This is a genomic window from Ignavibacteriota bacterium, assembly GCA_016713565.1.
Lineage (GTDB): Bacteria > Bacteroidota > Ignavibacteria > Ignavibacteriales > Melioribacteraceae.
Window position 1 is genome coordinate 463,068 of the sequence record JADJOX010000007.1, and the last position, 18,336, is coordinate 481,403.

Below are 18,336 nucleotides of genomic sequence, written 5' to 3' on the forward strand. Positions count from 1 at the left end.
TACATGGAATGGAATAAAACAGATATTAAACTGGAATATTTGTTTAATCCAAGTTTTCTAATTCGCTTGGAACAAAAGGATCCGATTGTTGAAACAACAACCGGAGAAAAAATTCAAGAATTAGGATTAAAATATAAATTCGAGTTCTAATGAAAAATTTAATTAAAGAATACTTTACCACAAATCCGAATACAGTCGCAAATTCTAAAATTCTTGCAAAGATCCTAAAAATTAAAAATAAGGATTATGAATTTTTTAAGCAGGAACTAAACGCCTTATTAAAAGAAGGTATTCTAAAAAAAAGCGGGAAACGTTATAAAATGAATAGCGAGGCAAAAAAGAAATTGGTTGGAGAACTGCAGCTTGTTAACGGACAAAATTATGGTTTTGTGATATTTAAAGATAAAAATTTAAGCGACGTTTATGTTTCGGAAAAAAATCTTAATACGGCATTTGACGGAGATAAAGTTGAAGTAGCATTATTTGCTAAAAGAACCGGGAAAAATTTAGAAGGTGAAATCACTAAGATTGTTGAACGGAAAAGAAAAGAAATAGTAGGAGTTCTCAGAAAATCTAAATCATTTTATTTTGTTGAACCCGACGATTCAAAAATTCATAGAGATTTTTATATTACCTCAAAAAAAATCAATAATGCTAAAGAAGGCGATAAAGTTGTAGTTTCTAAAATTGAATGGGATAACGCACATTTAAATCCCGAAGGAACAATTTCTGAAGTGCTGGGCAAATCAGGCTCGTACGATGCGGAAATTGCTTCAATTGCAAGAGAGTTTGGAATAAAATATAAATTCCCAAATTCAGTTTTAAAAGAAGCAAAAGGACTTTCTGATGAAATTTCCGAAGAAGAAATTTTAAAAAGAACCGACTTCAGGAATGTAAATGTTTTTACAATTGATCCTAAAACCGCAAAAGATTTTGATGACGCGGTTTCAATACAAAAATTGGAAAATGGAAATTCGCTTATAGGAATTCATATTGCCGATGTGAGTAATTTTGTTAAACCTGGAACTCACATTTTTAAAGAAGCCGAAAGCCGAGGAACAAGTGTTTACATTGTTGGAAAAGTAATCCCAATGCTTCCGGAAAATCTCTCAAATAAAATTTGCTCTTTGGTACCGAACGAAGACCGGCTTACTTTCAGTATTTTGGTAGAATTCGATAGTTCCTTTAAGCAGAAAAATTATCAAATTGTAAAAACCGTTATCAACAGCAAACGTCGATTTACTTATGATGAAGTTCAAGAAATAATAGATACATCTAAGGGTGATTTTGCAAATGAAATTATAAATATAAATGAAATCGCAAGATATTTACGAAACGAACGAACGAAAAACGGAAGTATAAACTTTACAACACCGGACATTGAATTTGATCTTGATAAAAATGGAATTCCAATATCTATAAAAATCAAGGAAAGCAATGAAAGTCACCAATTAATTGAAGAATTTATGCTTCTCGCGAACAGAATAATTTCTGAACACATAAGTAAAACGAAGAAGAAAGAAAAAAATCCATTTGTTTATAGAATTCACGATTTGCCGAGTGAAGAAAAAATTTTGGAATTTGCTAAATTTGTTCAATCATTAGGCTATTCTTTTAATCCTCAGGTTACAAATAAAAGCAGGGAACTTCAGAAACTTTTAGAAAAAGTTAAAGGAACGGAAGAAGAAGCCGTAATTAATGAAATTGCAATCCGCTCAATGGCAAAAGCAGTTTACTCGACAAAAAATATCGGTCATTACGGTTTAGGCTTTAAATATTATTCTCATTTTACTTCGCCAATTAGACGATTTCCTGATTTGATAGCTCATCTTCTAATTTTTGATTATTTAAATGAAGAAAAACCACAATTTACCTGGAGACAGTTGGATGAATTCTGCGAACATTCTTCTTTCATGGAAAGAAATGCGGCAAGTGCGGAAAGGCTTTCGGTAAAATTGAAACAAATTGAGTTTCTGCAGGATAAAATAGGTCAAACTTTCAGCGGAATTATTTCGGGTGTAGCACATTTCGGAATCTTTGTGGAACTAAATGAAAATTTAGCCGAAGGTTTAATTTCGATGAGAGATTTGGAAGATGATTTTTACATTCTTGACGAAAAAACTTATTCAATCCGCGGCAAAAACAATGGAAAACAGTTTAGATTAGGCGATAAAGTAACTGTTAAGTTAAAAAAAGTTAATGAAGAAAAAAGAGAGATTGATTTTACTCTTTCTTAAAAATTATTTTATTTTTATAATATCACGGATTTGATTCGGAACTTAAGATGAAAATAAAAATTTTATTATTTAGTATAATATTTTCAAATTTGATACTTGCTCAATTTGGAAAAAACCGCGTTCAATATAGAGATCATGATTGGTATTATATTCAAACTAAACATTTTGATATTTATTTTTCTCAAGAAGGCGACGATGCCGCAGAATTTACGGCACAAGCTGCAGAACAATCTTTAGAAGATATTCAAAAAAAATTGAATTATCAGTTGAACAACAGAATATCACTAGTTGTTTATAATTCTCATAATGAATTTCAAGAAACAAATACTACCGATGGTTACTTATCCCAAGGAATTGGCGGATTTACAGAACCTTTTAAAAACAGAGTTGTCTTCCCTTTTGAAGGCTCATATAGCAAATATAAACATGTAATTCATCATGAACTGGTCCACGCGGTAATGCGCGATATGCTTTACGGCGGAACTATTCAAAATATAATAGCAAAAGGAATTACGCTTCAATTACCTACTTGGTATCATGAAGGCATGGCTGAATATTTGTCAAGCGGTTGGGAAACAAATTCCGATATGTTTATACGAGACGCAATTATTAATGAATATCTTCCCGATATAAATAGACTTGACGGATATTTTGCGTATCGAGGCGGACAAGCTTTATTCAAATATATTGCTGATACCTACGGCGAAGAAAAAATTGCTGACTTGCTTCAAAATATTAAAGGAAAAGGCAATGTTGTTGCGGGCTTTAAATCTTCTATAGGCATTGATCTAGAAGAATTAAACGATAAATGGAAAAAAGAAGTAAAAAGAAATTTCTGGCCAGAAATCGCTTCAAGAAAAGATCCCGATGAATTTGCCAAAAGATTGACTGATAATAAAAAACTTGGCGGATTTTATAATATAAGCCCGGCTATTTCCCCTCAAGGTGATAAAATTGTTTTTATTTCCGACCGAAATATTTATTTCGATGTTTATTTAATGAATTCATTTGACGGCGAAGAAATTAAGAAAGTAATTGAAAGCGGAAGAACTGAAGATCTTGAAGAATTAAATGTTTTATTTCCGGCATTGACTTGGTCGCCTGATAACATTAGAATTGCTCTTTCCAGTAAGTCCGATGGATACGACATGATTAAAATAATAAATACAGAAAATGATGAAGAGGAAAATTTACCGTTCAAACTTCATGGAATTGAATCCGTTAGTTGGTCGCCAGATGGGAAAAAAATTGCTTTTCTTGGCTGTAGCGCAAAACAATCTGATATTTATGTTTATAATTTTGAAACAAAAGAACTCGCAAACATTACTGATGATATTTTCAGCGAATATGTTCCAAGCTGGTCACCAGACAGTAAGAAAATAATTTTTTCCTCCGATAGAAACGGTTTAACAAAAAATAATTTTGCGCAGGACGGACTTTCTATGTCCACACTCCAAAATTTTCAAATGGATCTTTATATTTATGGTGTAGAATCACAGAAAATTGAACGGGTAACCGATTGGCAATACAGCGATGAAAAACAAGCCGTATTTTCATCAAATGGAGATGAAATTATATTCATTTCAGATTATAATGGAATTGATAATCTTTATAAAAAAAGAATTACTCTGACAAAAAATGATTCAGTAGGCACAATTTTAGATACAAAATGTATCCCGTTAACAAATTCGTTAAATAAAATTGAAAGTATTTCACTTTCACAAGATTCTAAAAAGTTAGTTTTCTCGGCATTTTATAACGCCGGATTTAACATATTTTTAATTAATAATCCTTTTGAAATGGAAGAGATAAAGGATATTCAATTCACAAAATACATGAACCAGTTTTATGAAGAAGATATTCCGCAAGAAACTTTAACCGAAAATGCAGATCTTCCGGAAGAAGAAACTAAATTTGTTCTTTCCGATAATGCAAAAAAAGATTCTTCTTCGGAAAATAATTCAAAAATATTTGTTGGTCAAATTATTGACAACAAAGAAGAAGTGAAAGATTCAATCCGAACTGATTACACAGATTTTGTTTTTGCAAAAAATGATGTGTTTGCTAAAGATGCTGCGGAGAAAAAACCGGAATTATTGTTTAGAGAAAAGTTGGATAATAACGGAGATTTTTTAGTAAATAAATACAAAGTTGATTTCTCTCCTGATTTAATTTACGCAAATGCTGGTTACAGTTCCTTATATGGCGTTCTGGGAACAACAATTTTATCTTTCAGTGATGTTTTAGGAAATCATAGATTAGTCGGCACAACTAGCTTACAAATAGATTTAAAGAACAGTGATTACGGTTTGGCTTATTATTACTTACCGGAAAGAATAAACTTTGGAATTGCAGCATACCATACAGCAAGATTTGTTTATCTTTCAGGATTTTTCGGAAGCGATTTATACAGGTTTAGAAGTTATGGCGGAAATCTTTTTGCGAGTTATCCATTAAATACATTTCATAGGGTTGAAACTACTTTAAGCATTTTAAGAGTTTCGAAAGAAAATTTAGATTTTATTGAAGACCCGATTGAAAAAGCAACTTTTATTATTCCTTCAATTAGTTATATTAAAGACAATGTACTTTGGGGCTATACTTCGCCTATTGAAGGTGAAAGATACAATTTAACATTATTGGGAAATCCAGGATTTGGAAAATCAGATGAAAGCTTCGGAACTTTAACTTGGGATTATAGAAAATATTTCAGATTTTTTTATGATAACGGTTTTGCGATGAGATTTTCAGGCGGCTATTCGTTTGGAATTAATGCACAAAGATTTTTTATCGGCGGTACAGAAAGTTGGATAAACAGAACTTTTTCAACACAAGATATTCCATTAAGTTCAGCATCCGACTTTGTATTCCTAACTCCTGCTCTTCCATTAAGAGGTTTTAATTATGCTGAACAAATAGGCACAAAATACTCGTTAGTAAACTTAGAATTACGAATTCCTCTAATAAGATATTTATTAACGGGCGGCATTCCATTGTTTTTCCAAAACATATTAGGAACCGCATTTATTGATGCCGGAAGTGCATGGGATGATAATTCAAGCTTAAAATTCTTCAAAAAGTCGGAAGAAGGAAAAACAATCACTAATGATCTATTACTAGGCGGAGGCTTTGGCGCAAGGTTGTATTTCTTATTCTTATGGAAATTTGATGTCGCGTGGTCTTATGACGCACAAAATTTTTCAAAACCAAAGTACTATATTTCTTTAGGTTTAGATTTTTAATTATCTTTTTTTGTTTTTGTTTCTTTTACCTGATCCTTTACTGAACCGCTTTCTGTTTTAGTCTTACTTTCAGTTGGTTTGGTAGATTTTTTATAATCCGTTTGGTAAAATCCTGATCCTTTAAAAATCGGAGCAGAACCAGATCCAATAAGTCTAATTACTTTTCCTTTACATTTAGGACAAACTTTTAAGGGCTCATCGGTCATTTTTTGAAATTCTTCAAAAGTGTAATTACACTCAGAACATTTATAATCATATGTTGGCATAATACCTCTAAAATTTGAACGGCAAATTTATAGATTTTATTTGTAAAATAAAATTTAATTTACAAAATCAAATTTACTAAGTTTTGTAAAAATACTTTTAATTATGAAGCGCATAAAATTATTCCTATCAATTATTATAACTGTCTTTTTATTAACTTCATGCTTAAACTATAATCAGGTTACAACATTAAAGACTGATAATTCCGGTAAAATGTTTATACATTACTGGATTAAAATGGAACCGGAATTTGATTCCCTACTAATTAAGAAAATAGGAATATTCAATAAAGAAAGTATTGAAGAAAATTTTACCGCAAGTTTTACTAAAATAAATTATATAACCATTTTCAACGATTTTGAAGATAGCACTCTTCACGCACAAATTGAATTTGAGTTTACTAGTTTCGATTCTTTGAATTTACTAAATTTTTTCAAGCATGCAGAGCTTTCAATTATAGATGGTCCTGACGAAACAAAAATTTTCTCTCAATTTATTCAGCCGATAACTACAACTTTCGGATTTTCTGAAAAAAACTATTCAATTGTTTATACTTATTATCTTCCCGGCAATATAATTAGACATAACGCAAATTCTTTATCAAGAAATAAACTTGAATGGAGTTTCAGTTCCGACGCAATTGGGAATGGTAAAGTTATTTCCGCTACATATATTCCATTTAGGTTAAAAGAGACTCCTACATGGATTTACGGACTTGCAAGTCTTGTAATTATTATAGTTTTAGTATTTCTTCTCAAAAAAAGTAAAAAGTAGTTTATGCAAATAACAAGATTGACATAACTTGCAGTTTTACTTATATTTATAGTTTGTATTAAAAATATCTCAAAAAATAAGTTATGGCTGCAGGCGGTCCCAAAATTTTTTCAGGTTCTTCCAATCCAGAATTAGCTCAAAAAATAGCTAATTATATTGGTATTCCTTTGGGTGGAATTGATCTTAAAAAATTTAAAGATGGTGAAATATGGGTTAAGTTTAAAGAGAATATTCGCGGTAGCGATGTGTATTTAGTTCAGTCGACTCATCAACCTGCTGAAAATCTTTTAGAATTATTAATTATGATCGATGCGGCAAAACGATCATCTGTTGCAACCGTAACGACCGTTATTCCTTATTTTGGTTATGCAAGACAAGATAGAAAAGATCAGCCGAGAGTTGCAATTACAGCAAAACTTATAGCAAATTTAATTTCGGTTGCCGGAGCTGATAGAGTAATTACTATGGATCTCCACGCCGCCCAAATTCAGGGATTTTTTGATATTCCATCGGATCATTTATATGCTTCGCCGGTATTTTTGGATATCTTTAAAAATTATCCAAACGATTTAGTTATAGTTTCTGCCGATGTTGGCGGAATTAAACTTGCAAGATCATATGCAAAAAGACTAAACGCAAACTTAGTAGTTATAGATAAAAGAAGACCAAAGCAAAATCAAGCAGAAGTAATGAATATTATTGGTGACGTAAAAGATAAAGATGTTCTGCTTGTAGATGATTTAATAGATACGGGAGGAACGTTTATTTCAGCTATCAACGCACTTAAAGCAAATGGAGCAAATGCAATATACGGTGCTGTAACACATCCTGTACTGTCTAGCGATGCAATAGAAAAAATTGAGAATTCTGAAATAACAAAACTATATGTTACAGATTCAATTCCGCTGAAGAATAAAGAAAATCTTAAAAAGATATTTGTTCGTTCAGCTTCAGTTCTATTAGCGGAAGCAATTAGAAGAACACATAATCACGAATCAATTAGCTCGCTATTTGATATTGATAAAGGTTAGAATTTAGAGTAATAATTGGAGTAAATAAAATTATGTCAGACATCAACATAACAGCGAAAAAAAGGACCAAATCAACTAAAGGAGCTGTTAATAAAATTAGAAGAGAAGGAAATGTTCCAGGTATTCTTTATTCAAAAGGGTCCGAACCTGTTAATATTTTCGTAGAAGAACTTTCACTTAAACCTGTTGTTTATACTTCGGAAGTTCATTTAGTTAATTTAAAAATTGAAGATCAAGATAGTGTGAGATCTATTCTTAAGGATATACAGTTTGATCCGCTGACAGATAGAATTGTGCATGTGGATTTTCAAGCAGTTACATTAGGGAAAGCAATTCAGCTACAATTGCCAATTTCTTTTATCGGTTCTGCTGTTGGCGTAAAAGAAGGCGGAAAACTTCAACAAAATTTACACAAGCTCGATATTCAATGTTTGCCAAAAGATATTCCACAGCATCTTGAAGTAGATATCACTAATCTCCATATAGGCAATTCTATTCTCGTTGGTGATTTATCTTTTGAAAATATTGAAATTTTAAGCGCAGCAGATACAGTTGTTGTTTCAGTAACAACAATTAAAGAAACAACAGATGAAAAGACTGATGAATTACAAGATACTCCAAAAGAACCTGAACTAATTAGCAGAGGAAAAGCTCAAGAAGATTCTGAAGGATAGTTTTGAGGGTATTGGTTGGAATTGGAAATCCAGGACGAAATTATGTTGGTACTCGTCATAATATTGGATTTTACATTTTAGATAATTTTGCACATAAACTTAATCTTGATTTTTCTCCGGCAAAAAGTGATTTTTGGCAAGTGGAAAGTAGCTTTGATACTTTCCATTTTTTGTTAATAAAACCGACTACTTATGTAAATAATTCCGGACTTGTAATTAAATATTTGTTAGAAAAATATGATATCAAGTCTGACGATATATTAGTAATTTATGACGACGTTAACTTAGATTTAGGCAATATTAGAATTAGACAATCTGGCAGCGACGGCGGACATAATGGAATTAAATCCATAATCTATAATTTACAAAATGACAAATTTCCTCGAATCAGATTCGGAATTAATGCTGAAGAAAATGATTCCGATTTGGCGGATTTTGTTTTAAGTAAATTTTCTAATGATGAAATTAAAATAATAGACAATAAACTTCCGCTTATTTACGATCTTTTAAAAGAGTTTATATTTAATGGATACGGAAAAATGTTAGATTGTTATAGTAAACAGACAAAAAATAAAACTTCCAATTTATCTCAAAATGAGGATTAAATTTATGGAATTATTGATCTACATTATACCTTTTCTTGGTTTATCTGCTCTAGCTTATTCATTTTATAAAAATATCTGGATCTCAAAAAAGAGTACCGGTTCCGAAAAAATGACAAAAATCTCAGAATATATTAGAGATGGAGCCATCGCCTTTTTAAAGACTGAATATAAAGTTTTATTTTGGGTTATAATTGTTGTTGCATTACTACTTGCATTTTCAAACGCCGGAAATTCTGATTCGTCATGGCTGATTGCTGTTTCATTTATTATTGGAGCTTTCAGTTCGGGTTTAGCCGGTTATTTGGGAATGAATGCGGCAACAAAAGCCAATGTCAGAACCACCGAAGCAGCAAAAATTGGTTTAGGACAAGCATTGGAAATTGCTTTTTCTGGCGGTACCATTATGGGTATGAACGTTGTTGGATTGGGTGTATTTGGGTTAGGAACTTTATTTATTATTTATTCCAATTTAAATTGGGACATTGTTAAAATTATAAATGTATTGTCTGGTTTTTCGCTTGGAGCCTCCTCAATTGCACTTTTTGCAAGAGTAGGAGGAGGAATTTATACAAAAGCCGCGGATGTCGGCGCAGACCTTGCCGGTAAAGTTTATGAAGGTATTCCTGAAGACGATCATAGAAATCCGGCAACCATTGCAGATAATGTTGGTGATAATGTTGGTGATGTTGCTGGAATGGGCGCGGATTTATTTGAAAGCTATGTTGGTGCAATTATCGGTACTATGGTTTTAGGAGCAGTTTTTGTAACACCTGATGTACCTGAATTAAAATTGGAAGCAGTTATTTTACCGCTGGTTTTAGCCGGAGCAGGTATAATATTTTCCATTTTAGGATCGCTTTTAGTTAAGGTTAAAGAAGGCGGAAATCCTCAAAAAGCTTTAAATTTAGGTGAATTTGGCGCAGCTGGAATGATGTTAGTTGCCTCATATTTTATTATCACCGCAATGCTTCCAGAATCTTGGAATTACAATAATTTTGAATACACAAGTTTGGGAGTATTTTTTTCAACATTAATTGGATTGGTAGCAGGAACTTTAATTGGAATTATAACCGAATATTATACAGGAACTGATTACAAACCGGTTCATAAAATTGCTTATCAGTCTTTAACTGGCTCCGCAACCACAATTATTTCAGGATTGGGCGTCGGAATGAGTTCAACCGCATTGCCGGTGATCATCATTTCATTAGGAATTATTGGCGCTTATGAATTTGCAAATTTATACGGAATTGCAATAGCGGCGCTCGGAATGCTTTCTACTACAGGAATACAATTGGCAGTTGATGCTTACGGACCAATTTCTGATAATGCTGGCGGAATTGCGGAAATGGCTGAACTACCTAAAGAAGTTAGAGAAAGAACAGATAAATTAGATGCCGTTGGAAATACAACTGCTGCAATTGGAAAAGGTTTTGCCATTGGCTCGGCTGCTTTAACCGCATTGGCGTTATTTTCGGCTTTTATGCATCAAGCTGAAATTGAAGTTATTGACATTTCCAAACCCATAATAATGGGCGGTCTGTTTATCGGAGCAATGCTTCCCTTTTTGTTTTCTTCTATGGCAATGGGAGCGGTTGGAAGAGCGGCACGAGAAATGATTATTGAAGTAGGAAGACAATTTAGAGAAATACCCGGATTACGAGAAGGAACTGCCGAAGCTGAATATTCAAAATGTGTCGAAATCTCAACTAAAGCAGCCATAAAAGAGATGAAATTACCGGGGTTAATGGCAATTTTAGTCCCTGTTGTAATTGGTTTTATTTCTAAAGAAATGCTTGCAGGATTATTAGCTGGAGTTACAGTTTCAGGCGTTTTAATGGCAATTTTTCAATCAAATGCCGGAGGCGCTTGGGATAATGCAAAAAAACTTATTGAAGGAAATTTAAACATAGACGGAAAAATCTACGGAAAAGGATCAGAACCTCATAAAGCATCTGTTGTTGGAGATACGGTTGGTGATCCTCTAAAGGATACATCCGGTCCATCATTAAATATTTTAATCAAATTAATGTCTGTAGTTTCTTTGGTAATTGCGCCATTAATTAAGTAAATTTACAGACAATTTTTTATCAACCCTGCTATTAAATAAAATTTTAATAGCCAAAAGGCCAAAGGGAGGAATCAATGGCAACACGAAACTACGAGAGTGTTGTAATCTTGAATGCAACGCTTGAAGATCCCCAAATTGAAGAAATCACTAAATCAATTCATCATACCATCAAAACAAATGGCGGTGAAATAACTGATGTTGAAAATTGGGGTAGAAAAAGACTTGCTTACGCAATCAACAATTCAAAAAGTGGTTACTACTTAATAACTAGATTCATAGCAGCTCCATCAATGATTTCTGAATTTGAGAGATCGTTAAAACTCGATGAAAATGTTATAAGGTATTTGACCATTTCTTTAGACAAAAAAGCTTTAGAATACTTAAAAACTGCTGCAAACAAAAAAGATGAACCAGAAGCAGAACAAGTTGCAGAAAAAACAACAGTAGAATAAGCAAAGTATAACAAACGATTAGATGGAGGAAAGAAATGGCTGAATTGAAAATGCCTGAATTAAACAATGTAATTGTAGCTGGTAACTTAACAAAAGATCCAATATTTAGAGAAACATCGAACAATACCCCAGTCGCCAATTTTCATGTTGCTGCAAATAGAAGATATAAAGACAGCAATAATCAATGGCAGGAAGATGTTTGTTATGTTGGTGTTGTTGCTTGGAATAAATTAGCCGACAGTTGTAAAGATAGATTAAAAAAAGGAAGCGCGGTTCTTGTCGACGGCGAATTACAAAGCAGAACTTTCAAAACAGAAGACGGAAAAAACAGAACAATAGTAGAAATTAAAGCTAAAAGAATACAATTTTTAAATAAGTTGGGTAAATCAAACGAAGACTTTCCAGATACAGCAAGTGAAGATTCGGATGACAGCCTAATTGAAGATACATCATTTGATAAATTTTTAAATGATGAAGAATCAAATCTTATCAATGATGATAAATAATTGAGGGAAAAATGAAAAATAAAAAAGCTCGCAGAGTTATTGATGAATACATCGATTACAAAGATGGAAAAAAATTAATAAAATTTATTTCTGATCAAGGTAAAATTATTCCAAGAAGAATTACAGGATTAAGCGCTAAACAACACAGAGAACTTGTTAGAGCTGTTAAAAGAGCAAGACAAGTTGCAATTTTACCATTCGTTTCAGAAGCAGTTAAGTAGGAGTTTATCATGAAAGTAATACTAAGAAAAAATTATGACCAATTAGGTAAAATTGGCGATCTTGTTGATGTAAAAGACGGATTTGCCAGAAATTTTTTACTTCCAAGACAAATTGCATACATAGCAACACAAGGTAACATTAGATCTTTGGAAGAAGAAAAACAGCAAATTGCTAAAAAAGAAGTTAAAGAACTTGAAGCTGCAAAATTGCTTGCAGTCGATTTGGAAAAAATTTCTATCACAATTCCTGTAAAAGTTGGTGAAGAAGATAGGATTTTTGGTTCCGTTACAAACCAAATGATTGCAGACGCTCTTAAAGAAAAAAAATATGATATTGATAAAAGAAAAATTGATTTGGATGAACCAATTAAAGCTTTGGGAATTTACAGCATTAGTATAAAACTTCATCCCGATGTTAATGCGGTAGTAAAAACATGGGTTGTTAGAGAATAATTACAAAATAAAAACCTTCAATACAAGTGAAGGTTTTTTGTTTTTATAATTGATATTATAATTCAATTGAATTAAATGTTCAATTCAAATTTTTAAATAACTAAAACAATTTACACTGGGCATTATGAAAGAGTTAAGATTTAGGTCAGCATTAGTAGTTGCAGCTGTAGCACTTTGTGTTTACTTGCTGTATCCTACTTTTCAAGATTATAATAATAATAAACAAATTTCGAAAATTATTAATAATCTTAAAGATAGCTTAAAAACATCAAATTCAAATTTATCTGACGAGCAAATTAAAAGTCTTCTTGAATATAAAGAAGATAGTATTCGTGTATCTAATCCCGACATAAAAGCTGCCAGAGAAAAAAGAATTAAATTAGGTTTAGATTTACAAGGCGGAATGTATCTTGTAATGGAAGTAAATACCGGAAAGCTATTGGAGCGTTTAGCTAAAGATCCGGATACTCAGTTTCAAAATTTGCTAAAAGAATCTATTGAAATTGCTAAAACTTCAGATCAAAATTTCGTTTCTATTTTTGCGGGAAAATTAGCTGAGAAAAATATAAGGCTAAGCAGATATTTTGGATCAATAAGACAGGAAGATTCCGAAATTATTTCTCAATTGAATGAGCAGGAATCTGATGCCGTTACAAGAGCGATAGAAATTATAAGAAACAGAATTGACCAATATGGTGTTTCGGAACCTTCAATCCAAAAACAAGGCGCAAGAAGAATTATAATTGAATTGCCGGGCGTAGCTAAAAAAGAAGAAGCAAAGAACCTTCTTCAAGGAAGAGCAATGCTTGAATTCAAATTAGTTAAAGATCCCGAATTCACTTTCCCAATAATGAATAAGATAGATGAAGTATTGGCAAATCTTAACAAAGATTCAAGCGAAGTAGTTAAAAAAGATTCATTACTTTCTGATGCAGAACTTTCTGCAGAAGAAAACGCAAAAAAACATCCATTTTTCTCAATTGCCAAATTAATTTCGCAAAACAGCGCCGATGCAATTGTTGAAGAAGGAAAAAAAGATCTATTAAATAATTACTTGAATAGACCAGAAGTTAAAAAAGTAATTCCGGATAATGTTGAATTCTTATATTCGGCAAAACCGTATACTGTTCAAGACGGGATTACTTATTATAATTTGTACTTGGTAAACAAACAGCCGGAACTAACCGGAGGTGTAATAGTTGACGCTCAATCAAATATTAGTCAGCAAACTACTGCCCCTGTTGTTAATATGCAGATGAATTCTGAAGGTGCAAGAGAATGGGCTAGAATTACGGGCGCCAACGTTGATAAAAGATGCGCCATTGTTTTGGATGGATATGTTTATACTGCTCCGCATATAAATGAAAAAATTCCTTCAGGAAATTCGCAAATTACCGGAATGGATAATTTAGAAGAAGCAAAACTTATTGAAATTGTTCTTAAAGCAGGCGCATTACCGGCTCCGGTTGATATAATTGAAGAAAGAACAGTTGGTCCGTCTTTAGGACAAGATTCAATTTCACAAGGCTTTAATTCAACAATCATTGCATTTGTGATTATAGCTTTTTTTATGTTTAGTTATTATAAAAAATCCGGTGCTTTTGCGGATTTAGCGTTATTTTTTACAATTTTATTTATACTTGGCGTTTTAGCAGCTTTCAGCGCAACTTTAACACTTCCCGGTATTGCCGGTATTATTTTAACAATCGGTATGGCAGTTGACGCTAATGTACTTATTTTTGAAAGAATTAGAGAAGAACTGGCAACAGGAAAAACAGTGAAAGCCGCGGTTCAAGGAGGATTTTCTCATTCTTATTCAGCAATATTTGACTCAAATATTACTTCATTTTTTACAGCTATAATACTTTATCAATTCGGAAGCGGTCCAATTCAAGGCTTCGCATTAACATTGATGATTGGTATTTTAGCAAGTTTGTTCAGTGCTTTGGTAATTACCAAACTTTTATTTGAATTTATGTTGGCAAAAGGTTATTCAGTTAATATTGGAAGCAGATCGAAAGTATTTGAAAAAATAAATTACAACTTCCTCGGCAACAGAAAAATAGGTTATATGGTTTCCGGTACTTTATTAGTTATTGCAATTTTAAGTATTCTTATCAGAGGAGTTCAATTTGGTATTGATTTCAAAGGCGGTTCTGAGATAGCTGTTAAATTTAACAAACCGATTGAAATTACGGAAATTAGAGATGAATTGGGAAAAATTGGAATTGGCAATGTTGAAGTTAAAACATTCGGAGATAATACCGGAGTTTTAATACGTACAGAATTACAAGAAATTCCTAAAGCAGTAATTCCAAATGTTGTTAAAACTTTAGAAAATGGAATTAATAAATATTATCCAAATGTGGAAAAATTAATTATTGACTCATCTTCTAATGCAATCACTTTTGAGTTTCCGAATCATGAAATAACAAATTCGTTAATAGACAAATTATTTAACGACGGATTCCAAACTTCTAGAACAACAATGGATATTGAAAATAAACGAATGACAGTAAATCTTACAATTGCTGATTGGATTAAAGAAAATCTAATTCAAAAACATGCTGATAATCCTTTCCAGGTTTTGAAGGAAGAAAAAGTCGGACCAAAAATTGGAGAAGAATTAAAATTTGACGCTATGATTGCCGTATTTCTATCCTTAATTGTTATTTTAGTTTATCTTGGCTTCCGATTTAAATTTGCATTTGCACTTGGTGCTGTTATAGCTCTTTTCCACGACGTATTAATTACACTCGGTGCGTTTTCTCTTTTATACGGTTTAATACCTGGCTTGAACTTAGAAATATCAGTAAGCGTGGTAGCGGCATTTTTAACGTTGGTTGGATATTCAATTAACGATACAGTGGTTGTATTCGATAGAATTAGAGAGGAAATTAAAATTCATAAAACTGGCGATATTGAGGAGATTATGAACAAAGCCATTAATAGAACATTATCAAGAACATTAATTACAAGCTTAACAACATTATTTGCTGTTATTGTAATTTTATTATTTGCAGGTGAAGTGCTAAGAGGATTTGCATTTTCATTAGTCTTTGGTATTGTAATTGGAACTTACTCTTCTATATTTGTTGCAAGCGCATTTGTTTTGGAGTATGTTAAGAGACGCGGACAAAAAATTCAGTTTTAATTTGTGAATAAGTATAATACAGAAAAAGGCAGCTGATTTAGCTGCCTTTTTTATTTTAATAAACTAAAATATTATTTCTCTAATCTATAAAACCTTAAGAACTACCATAGTAATATCATCGTTCGGATCTATTTTACCTCTGAAAACCTCTAAACTCTGAAGCGTAGAATTTAATATTTCTTTGGCACTGTGTCCTGCTTTCTCTTTAACTACAGAAATCACTTTTTCATAACCGAATAATTCACTATTTGAATTCATCGCCTCATTAACTCCGTCGGAAGAAAAAATGTAAATATCTCGAGGAGAAAGATTCAATTCTAATTCTTCCAAATTATTTTTAAACAAATCGCCGCTTTCCAAACCGATTCCAATTCCTTTCGGTTTTATATACTGCACAACTCCGTCAGAAAATTTTAAAGTAGGTGTATGCCCTGCTCTGCAAATTTTAATTTTCCTAGTTGCCAAATCAACAAATGCAATCGTTAATGTTATAAACCATTGTTTATCAATTGTGCCCGTAATTCTTTTGTTCAGTTCAAATAATACTTCTTTAGGTGATCTGGATTCCGTACAAAAAAGTTGAATCATTGTTTGAAGCTTTGACATATAAAAGGATGCCGAAAGACCTTTTCCCGAAACATCTCCAACAACAATAAACATTTGAGTATCTGAAATTTTTATTACATCATAATAATCTCCGCCGACATGCATAGCGGGAATCATTATACCTGAAACATCAAGATTATTTATTTTGGGAATGTTTACCGGCAGCAAACCTTCCTGTATCTGTCTTGCTACAATCAATTCCCTTTCCAATTTTATTTTCTTTGTTTCTTCTTCATAAAGTCTCGCATTTTCCAACGAAACTGCTGTTTGGTTAGCGGCAGCTATCAACAATTCTATATCTTTTCCGGCAAATTGCGCGCCTGAGTGTTTCAATCCGAATAATAAAAGTCCGACAATTTTCTTTTTAATATATAATGGGATAATTGTATAAATGCCTTCTTCCTTTAATTCTTTGTTATTATCCGGAAAAACATTTTCAAATTCAGCTTGATCAAAAGAAATTGGACGTTTAAGTTCTAACTTTTCGTTAATTTTTTCGGTAATAATATTTTCACAATTGGTTAGAATAAGATTTGCATTTTTAATGCCGTCTTCCCTTTTTAGAATAAATTCATTAGTGTCAAAATCTTTTATTGCAATACCGAACTTTTCAACTTTTAAAGAATCAACAAAAGTTTCTAAAACCGAATCAAGTATTTTATCTAAGCCTACAATTGTGGATATTTCATTACTGAATTTCATTAATACATTTTGATATGCAAATTGTTCGGGATAAAAATATTTTGTTATTATATTTTGAAAGCGATCTTTGGTAGATTGAAAAATTAACGCAAAAATAATAAATACAGCTCCGGCAACAACTCCTTGATATTCAGAAGTTACAGCTTCACTTATATATTGACCTAATACATAAATTAAAAGAAAATATCCTCCGGCAATTGTAATTGTAGCAGTTCCATATAAAATTGTATTTTTTAATACTTCGCTCACATCCAGCAATGAATATCTAAAAATAGAATATCCGAAACTTAGAGGAAGTAGAATTATTAAAAATATTGGTAAATAATATTCCGGATTATTAAATATTGATTCAGCCAAAACATTAGCAAATGTATTAACATATATTATTGATGCCAAACCTACAGTATATCCCAATAAAACAATAAAAATGGGCGCCCGTTCGGTTGGATCTTTTAACTTAAAGAAACTTTTAAATAATGAAATTAATCCAATAATAAGTGCAATGATTGTCAATAAATTTATAAATCCAATTAGAGCAAAGGTCGGCTTATTATCAAAACTATTTGTTGAAGCCGCTGGGTAATAAATGAAATAAACTCTAGATATTATTGCCAAAATTGAAAATACTAGCGGCATATAAAATAACAACTTTGCAGTGTACTTCTTTTTTATAATTTTTTTTTCTAGCGGGAAAGCCCAGAAAAAATAAACAAAAACAAATGGAAGGAAAATTGATGAAACTACCCAGCATAAATCAACAATTGTTGTAATCAGCGGATATTCATAAACTGGATTTAAGGTAAAATTGCCGGAAAATAAATTTACCGTATTGGAAAGAATAAATAAGATTCCAATTCTATAAAATAAAATTTGAGGAAATCCGTATGGTTTGGATGAAAGAACGACAAATCCTACTGCAAGCCAAATTAAACCGAGTATGGAAAAAGCTAAACCCCAAATATTTATTATTTTCTTTACTTTAATAGTTGTGTCAAATACTTTTCCTTCTCTTGAAACTGTAAATATCAGAGAATCTCCTGTAGCTTTTCTATCTGCCAAATAGGAGGCGTGATATAAATTTCTAAGTTTTTTCCCATCTATTTTTAAAAAAATATCTCCGTCGCGAATTCCCGCGTTCCAAGTTACACCTTTGTACTTAACCAAGTCAAAATAAATTACCAAACTATCCGAGTCAACTTTTTTAGGTTTCCAAATACACTCATCGTTTGTTCTTGTTGTAACATTGAGTATAAAATAAATATTAATAAATCCAATTATGCCTACTATTATGGTAACCGGCACAATAAGTTTTTTACGATATTTTGTTAAAAATTTGTTTAACAT

General features: G+C 31.9%; 15 protein-coding genes. 13 read left to right on the forward strand and 2 right to left on the reverse strand.

Translation table 11 applies throughout. The features are described 5' to 3' along the window. Positions 1-3: 3 nt before the first annotated feature. From IPK06_09195 to IPK06_09205, 3 genes are read left to right on the forward strand one after another with little or no spacing between them, the layout of a single operon-like run. Entirely contained in the window at positions 4-150 is a 147-nt protein-coding gene (locus IPK06_09195) for a hypothetical protein (GenBank protein ID MBK7980156.1), read from the forward strand. Continuing rightward, entirely contained in the window at positions 150-2,237 is a 2,088-nt protein-coding gene (gene rnr / locus IPK06_09200) for a ribonuclease R (GenBank protein MBK7980157.1), read from the forward strand. Before IPK06_09195 ends, rnr begins: the two co-directional genes overlap by 1 nt. Positions 2,238-2,284: 47 nt before the next feature. Further along, positions 2,285-5,479, forward strand: a complete 3,195-nt coding sequence (locus tag IPK06_09205) for a PD40 domain-containing protein (GenBank protein MBK7980158.1) — start codon at positions 2,285-2,287, stop codon at positions 5,477-5,479. Here IPK06_09205 and IPK06_09210 read toward each other — a convergent pair. Continuing rightward, a complete protein-coding gene (locus IPK06_09210) occupies positions 5,476-5,745 on the reverse strand; it encodes a zinc ribbon domain-containing protein (GenBank protein MBK7980159.1) in 270 nt (89 codons plus the stop codon). The two genes, IPK06_09205 and IPK06_09210, sit on opposite strands and share 4 nt — an antisense overlap. A 103-nt stretch (positions 5,746-5,848) precedes the next feature. Here IPK06_09210 and IPK06_09215 point away from each other — a divergent pair, with 103 nt between their 5' ends. From IPK06_09215 to secD, 10 genes are all read left to right on the forward strand, one after another. Further along, entirely contained in the window at positions 5,849-6,517 is a 669-nt protein-coding gene (locus IPK06_09215) for a hypothetical protein (protein ID MBK7980160.1), read from the forward strand. An 83-nt stretch (positions 6,518-6,600) separates the two neighbouring features. After that, a complete protein-coding gene (locus tag IPK06_09220) occupies positions 6,601-7,548 on the forward strand; it encodes a ribose-phosphate pyrophosphokinase (GenBank protein MBK7980161.1) in 948 nt (315 codons plus the stop codon). Positions 7,549-7,580: 32 nt separating this feature from the next. Next, entirely contained in the window at positions 7,581-8,222 is a 642-nt protein-coding gene (locus IPK06_09225) for a 50S ribosomal protein L25 (protein MBK7980162.1), read from the forward strand. Between the two features lie 2 nt (positions 8,223-8,224). Next, positions 8,225-8,827, forward strand: a complete 603-nt coding sequence (locus IPK06_09230; protein MBK7980163.1) for an aminoacyl-tRNA hydrolase — start codon at positions 8,225-8,227, stop codon at positions 8,825-8,827. A 4-nt stretch (positions 8,828-8,831) separates the two neighbouring features. Then, the gene (locus IPK06_09235; GenBank protein ID MBK7980164.1) at positions 8,832-10,898 is read left to right on the forward strand and encodes a sodium-translocating pyrophosphatase; all 2,067 of its coding nucleotides are present in this window, start codon (positions 8,832-8,834) and stop codon (positions 10,896-10,898) included. Between the two features lie 74 nt (positions 10,899-10,972). Beyond that, entirely contained in the window at positions 10,973-11,350 is a 378-nt protein-coding gene (rpsF, locus tag IPK06_09240) for a 30S ribosomal protein S6 (GenBank protein MBK7980165.1), read from the forward strand. A 35-nt stretch (positions 11,351-11,385) separates the two neighbouring features. Then, on the forward strand, positions 11,386-11,856 hold the full coding sequence (locus tag IPK06_09245) for a single-stranded DNA-binding protein (protein MBK7980166.1): 471 nt from the start codon (positions 11,386-11,388) through the stop codon (positions 11,854-11,856). Positions 11,857-11,867: 11 nt separating this feature from the next. After that, a complete protein-coding gene (locus IPK06_09250) occupies positions 11,868-12,077 on the forward strand; it encodes a 30S ribosomal protein S18 (GenBank protein ID MBK7980167.1) in 210 nt (69 codons plus the stop codon). Between the two features lie 9 nt (positions 12,078-12,086). Next, on the forward strand, positions 12,087-12,530 hold the full coding sequence (locus IPK06_09255; GenBank protein MBK7980168.1) for a 50S ribosomal protein L9: 444 nt from the start codon (positions 12,087-12,089) through the stop codon (positions 12,528-12,530). A 124-nt stretch (positions 12,531-12,654) separates the two neighbouring features. Beyond that, the gene (gene secD, locus IPK06_09260) at positions 12,655-15,684 is read left to right on the forward strand and encodes a protein translocase subunit SecD (protein MBK7980169.1); all 3,030 of its coding nucleotides are present in this window, start codon (positions 12,655-12,657) and stop codon (positions 15,682-15,684) included. Between the two features lie 84 nt (positions 15,685-15,768). On the opposite strand, the gene IPK06_09265 is transcribed toward secD, so the two are convergent. Further along, the gene (locus IPK06_09265; protein MBK7980170.1) at positions 15,769-18,336 is read right to left on the reverse strand and encodes a SpoIIE family protein phosphatase; all 2,568 of its coding nucleotides are present in this window, start codon (positions 18,334-18,336) and stop codon (positions 15,769-15,771) included.

Bases quoted from the DNA above. Each gene is read 5' to 3' on its own strand.
- IPK06_09210 (MBK7980159.1), bottom strand. From the start codon at position 5,745: ATGCCAACATATGATTATAAATGTTCTGAGTGTAATTACACTTTTGAA.
- IPK06_09215 (MBK7980160.1), top strand. From the start codon at position 5,849: ATGAAGCGCATAAAATTATTCCTATCAATTATTATAACTGTCTTTTTA.
- rpsF (MBK7980165.1), top strand. From the start codon at position 10,973: ATGGCAACACGAAACTACGAGAGTGTTGTAATCTTGAATGCAACGCTT.
- IPK06_09195 (MBK7980156.1), top strand. From the start codon at position 4: ATGGAATGGAATAAAACAGATATTAAACTGGAATATTTGTTTAATCCA.
- IPK06_09255 (MBK7980168.1), top strand. From the start codon at position 12,087: ATGAAAGTAATACTAAGAAAAAATTATGACCAATTAGGTAAAATTGGC.
- IPK06_09265 (MBK7980170.1), bottom strand. From the start codon at position 18,336: ATGTTAAACAAATTTTTAACAAAATATCGTAAAAAACTTATTGTGCCG.
- IPK06_09235 (MBK7980164.1), top strand. From the start codon at position 8,832: ATGGAATTATTGATCTACATTATACCTTTTCTTGGTTTATCTGCTCTA.
- secD (MBK7980169.1), top strand. From the start codon at position 12,655: ATGAAAGAGTTAAGATTTAGGTCAGCATTAGTAGTTGCAGCTGTAGCA.
- IPK06_09220 (MBK7980161.1), top strand. From the start codon at position 6,601: ATGGCTGCAGGCGGTCCCAAAATTTTTTCAGGTTCTTCCAATCCAGAA.
- IPK06_09245 (MBK7980166.1), top strand. From the start codon at position 11,386: ATGGCTGAATTGAAAATGCCTGAATTAAACAATGTAATTGTAGCTGGT.
- IPK06_09225 (MBK7980162.1), top strand. From the start codon at position 7,581: ATGTCAGACATCAACATAACAGCGAAAAAAAGGACCAAATCAACTAAA.
- IPK06_09250 (MBK7980167.1), top strand. From the start codon at position 11,868: ATGAAAAATAAAAAAGCTCGCAGAGTTATTGATGAATACATCGATTAC.
- rnr (MBK7980157.1), top strand. From the start codon at position 150: ATGAAAAATTTAATTAAAGAATACTTTACCACAAATCCGAATACAGTC.
- IPK06_09205 (MBK7980158.1), top strand. From the start codon at position 2,285: ATGAAAATAAAAATTTTATTATTTAGTATAATATTTTCAAATTTGATA.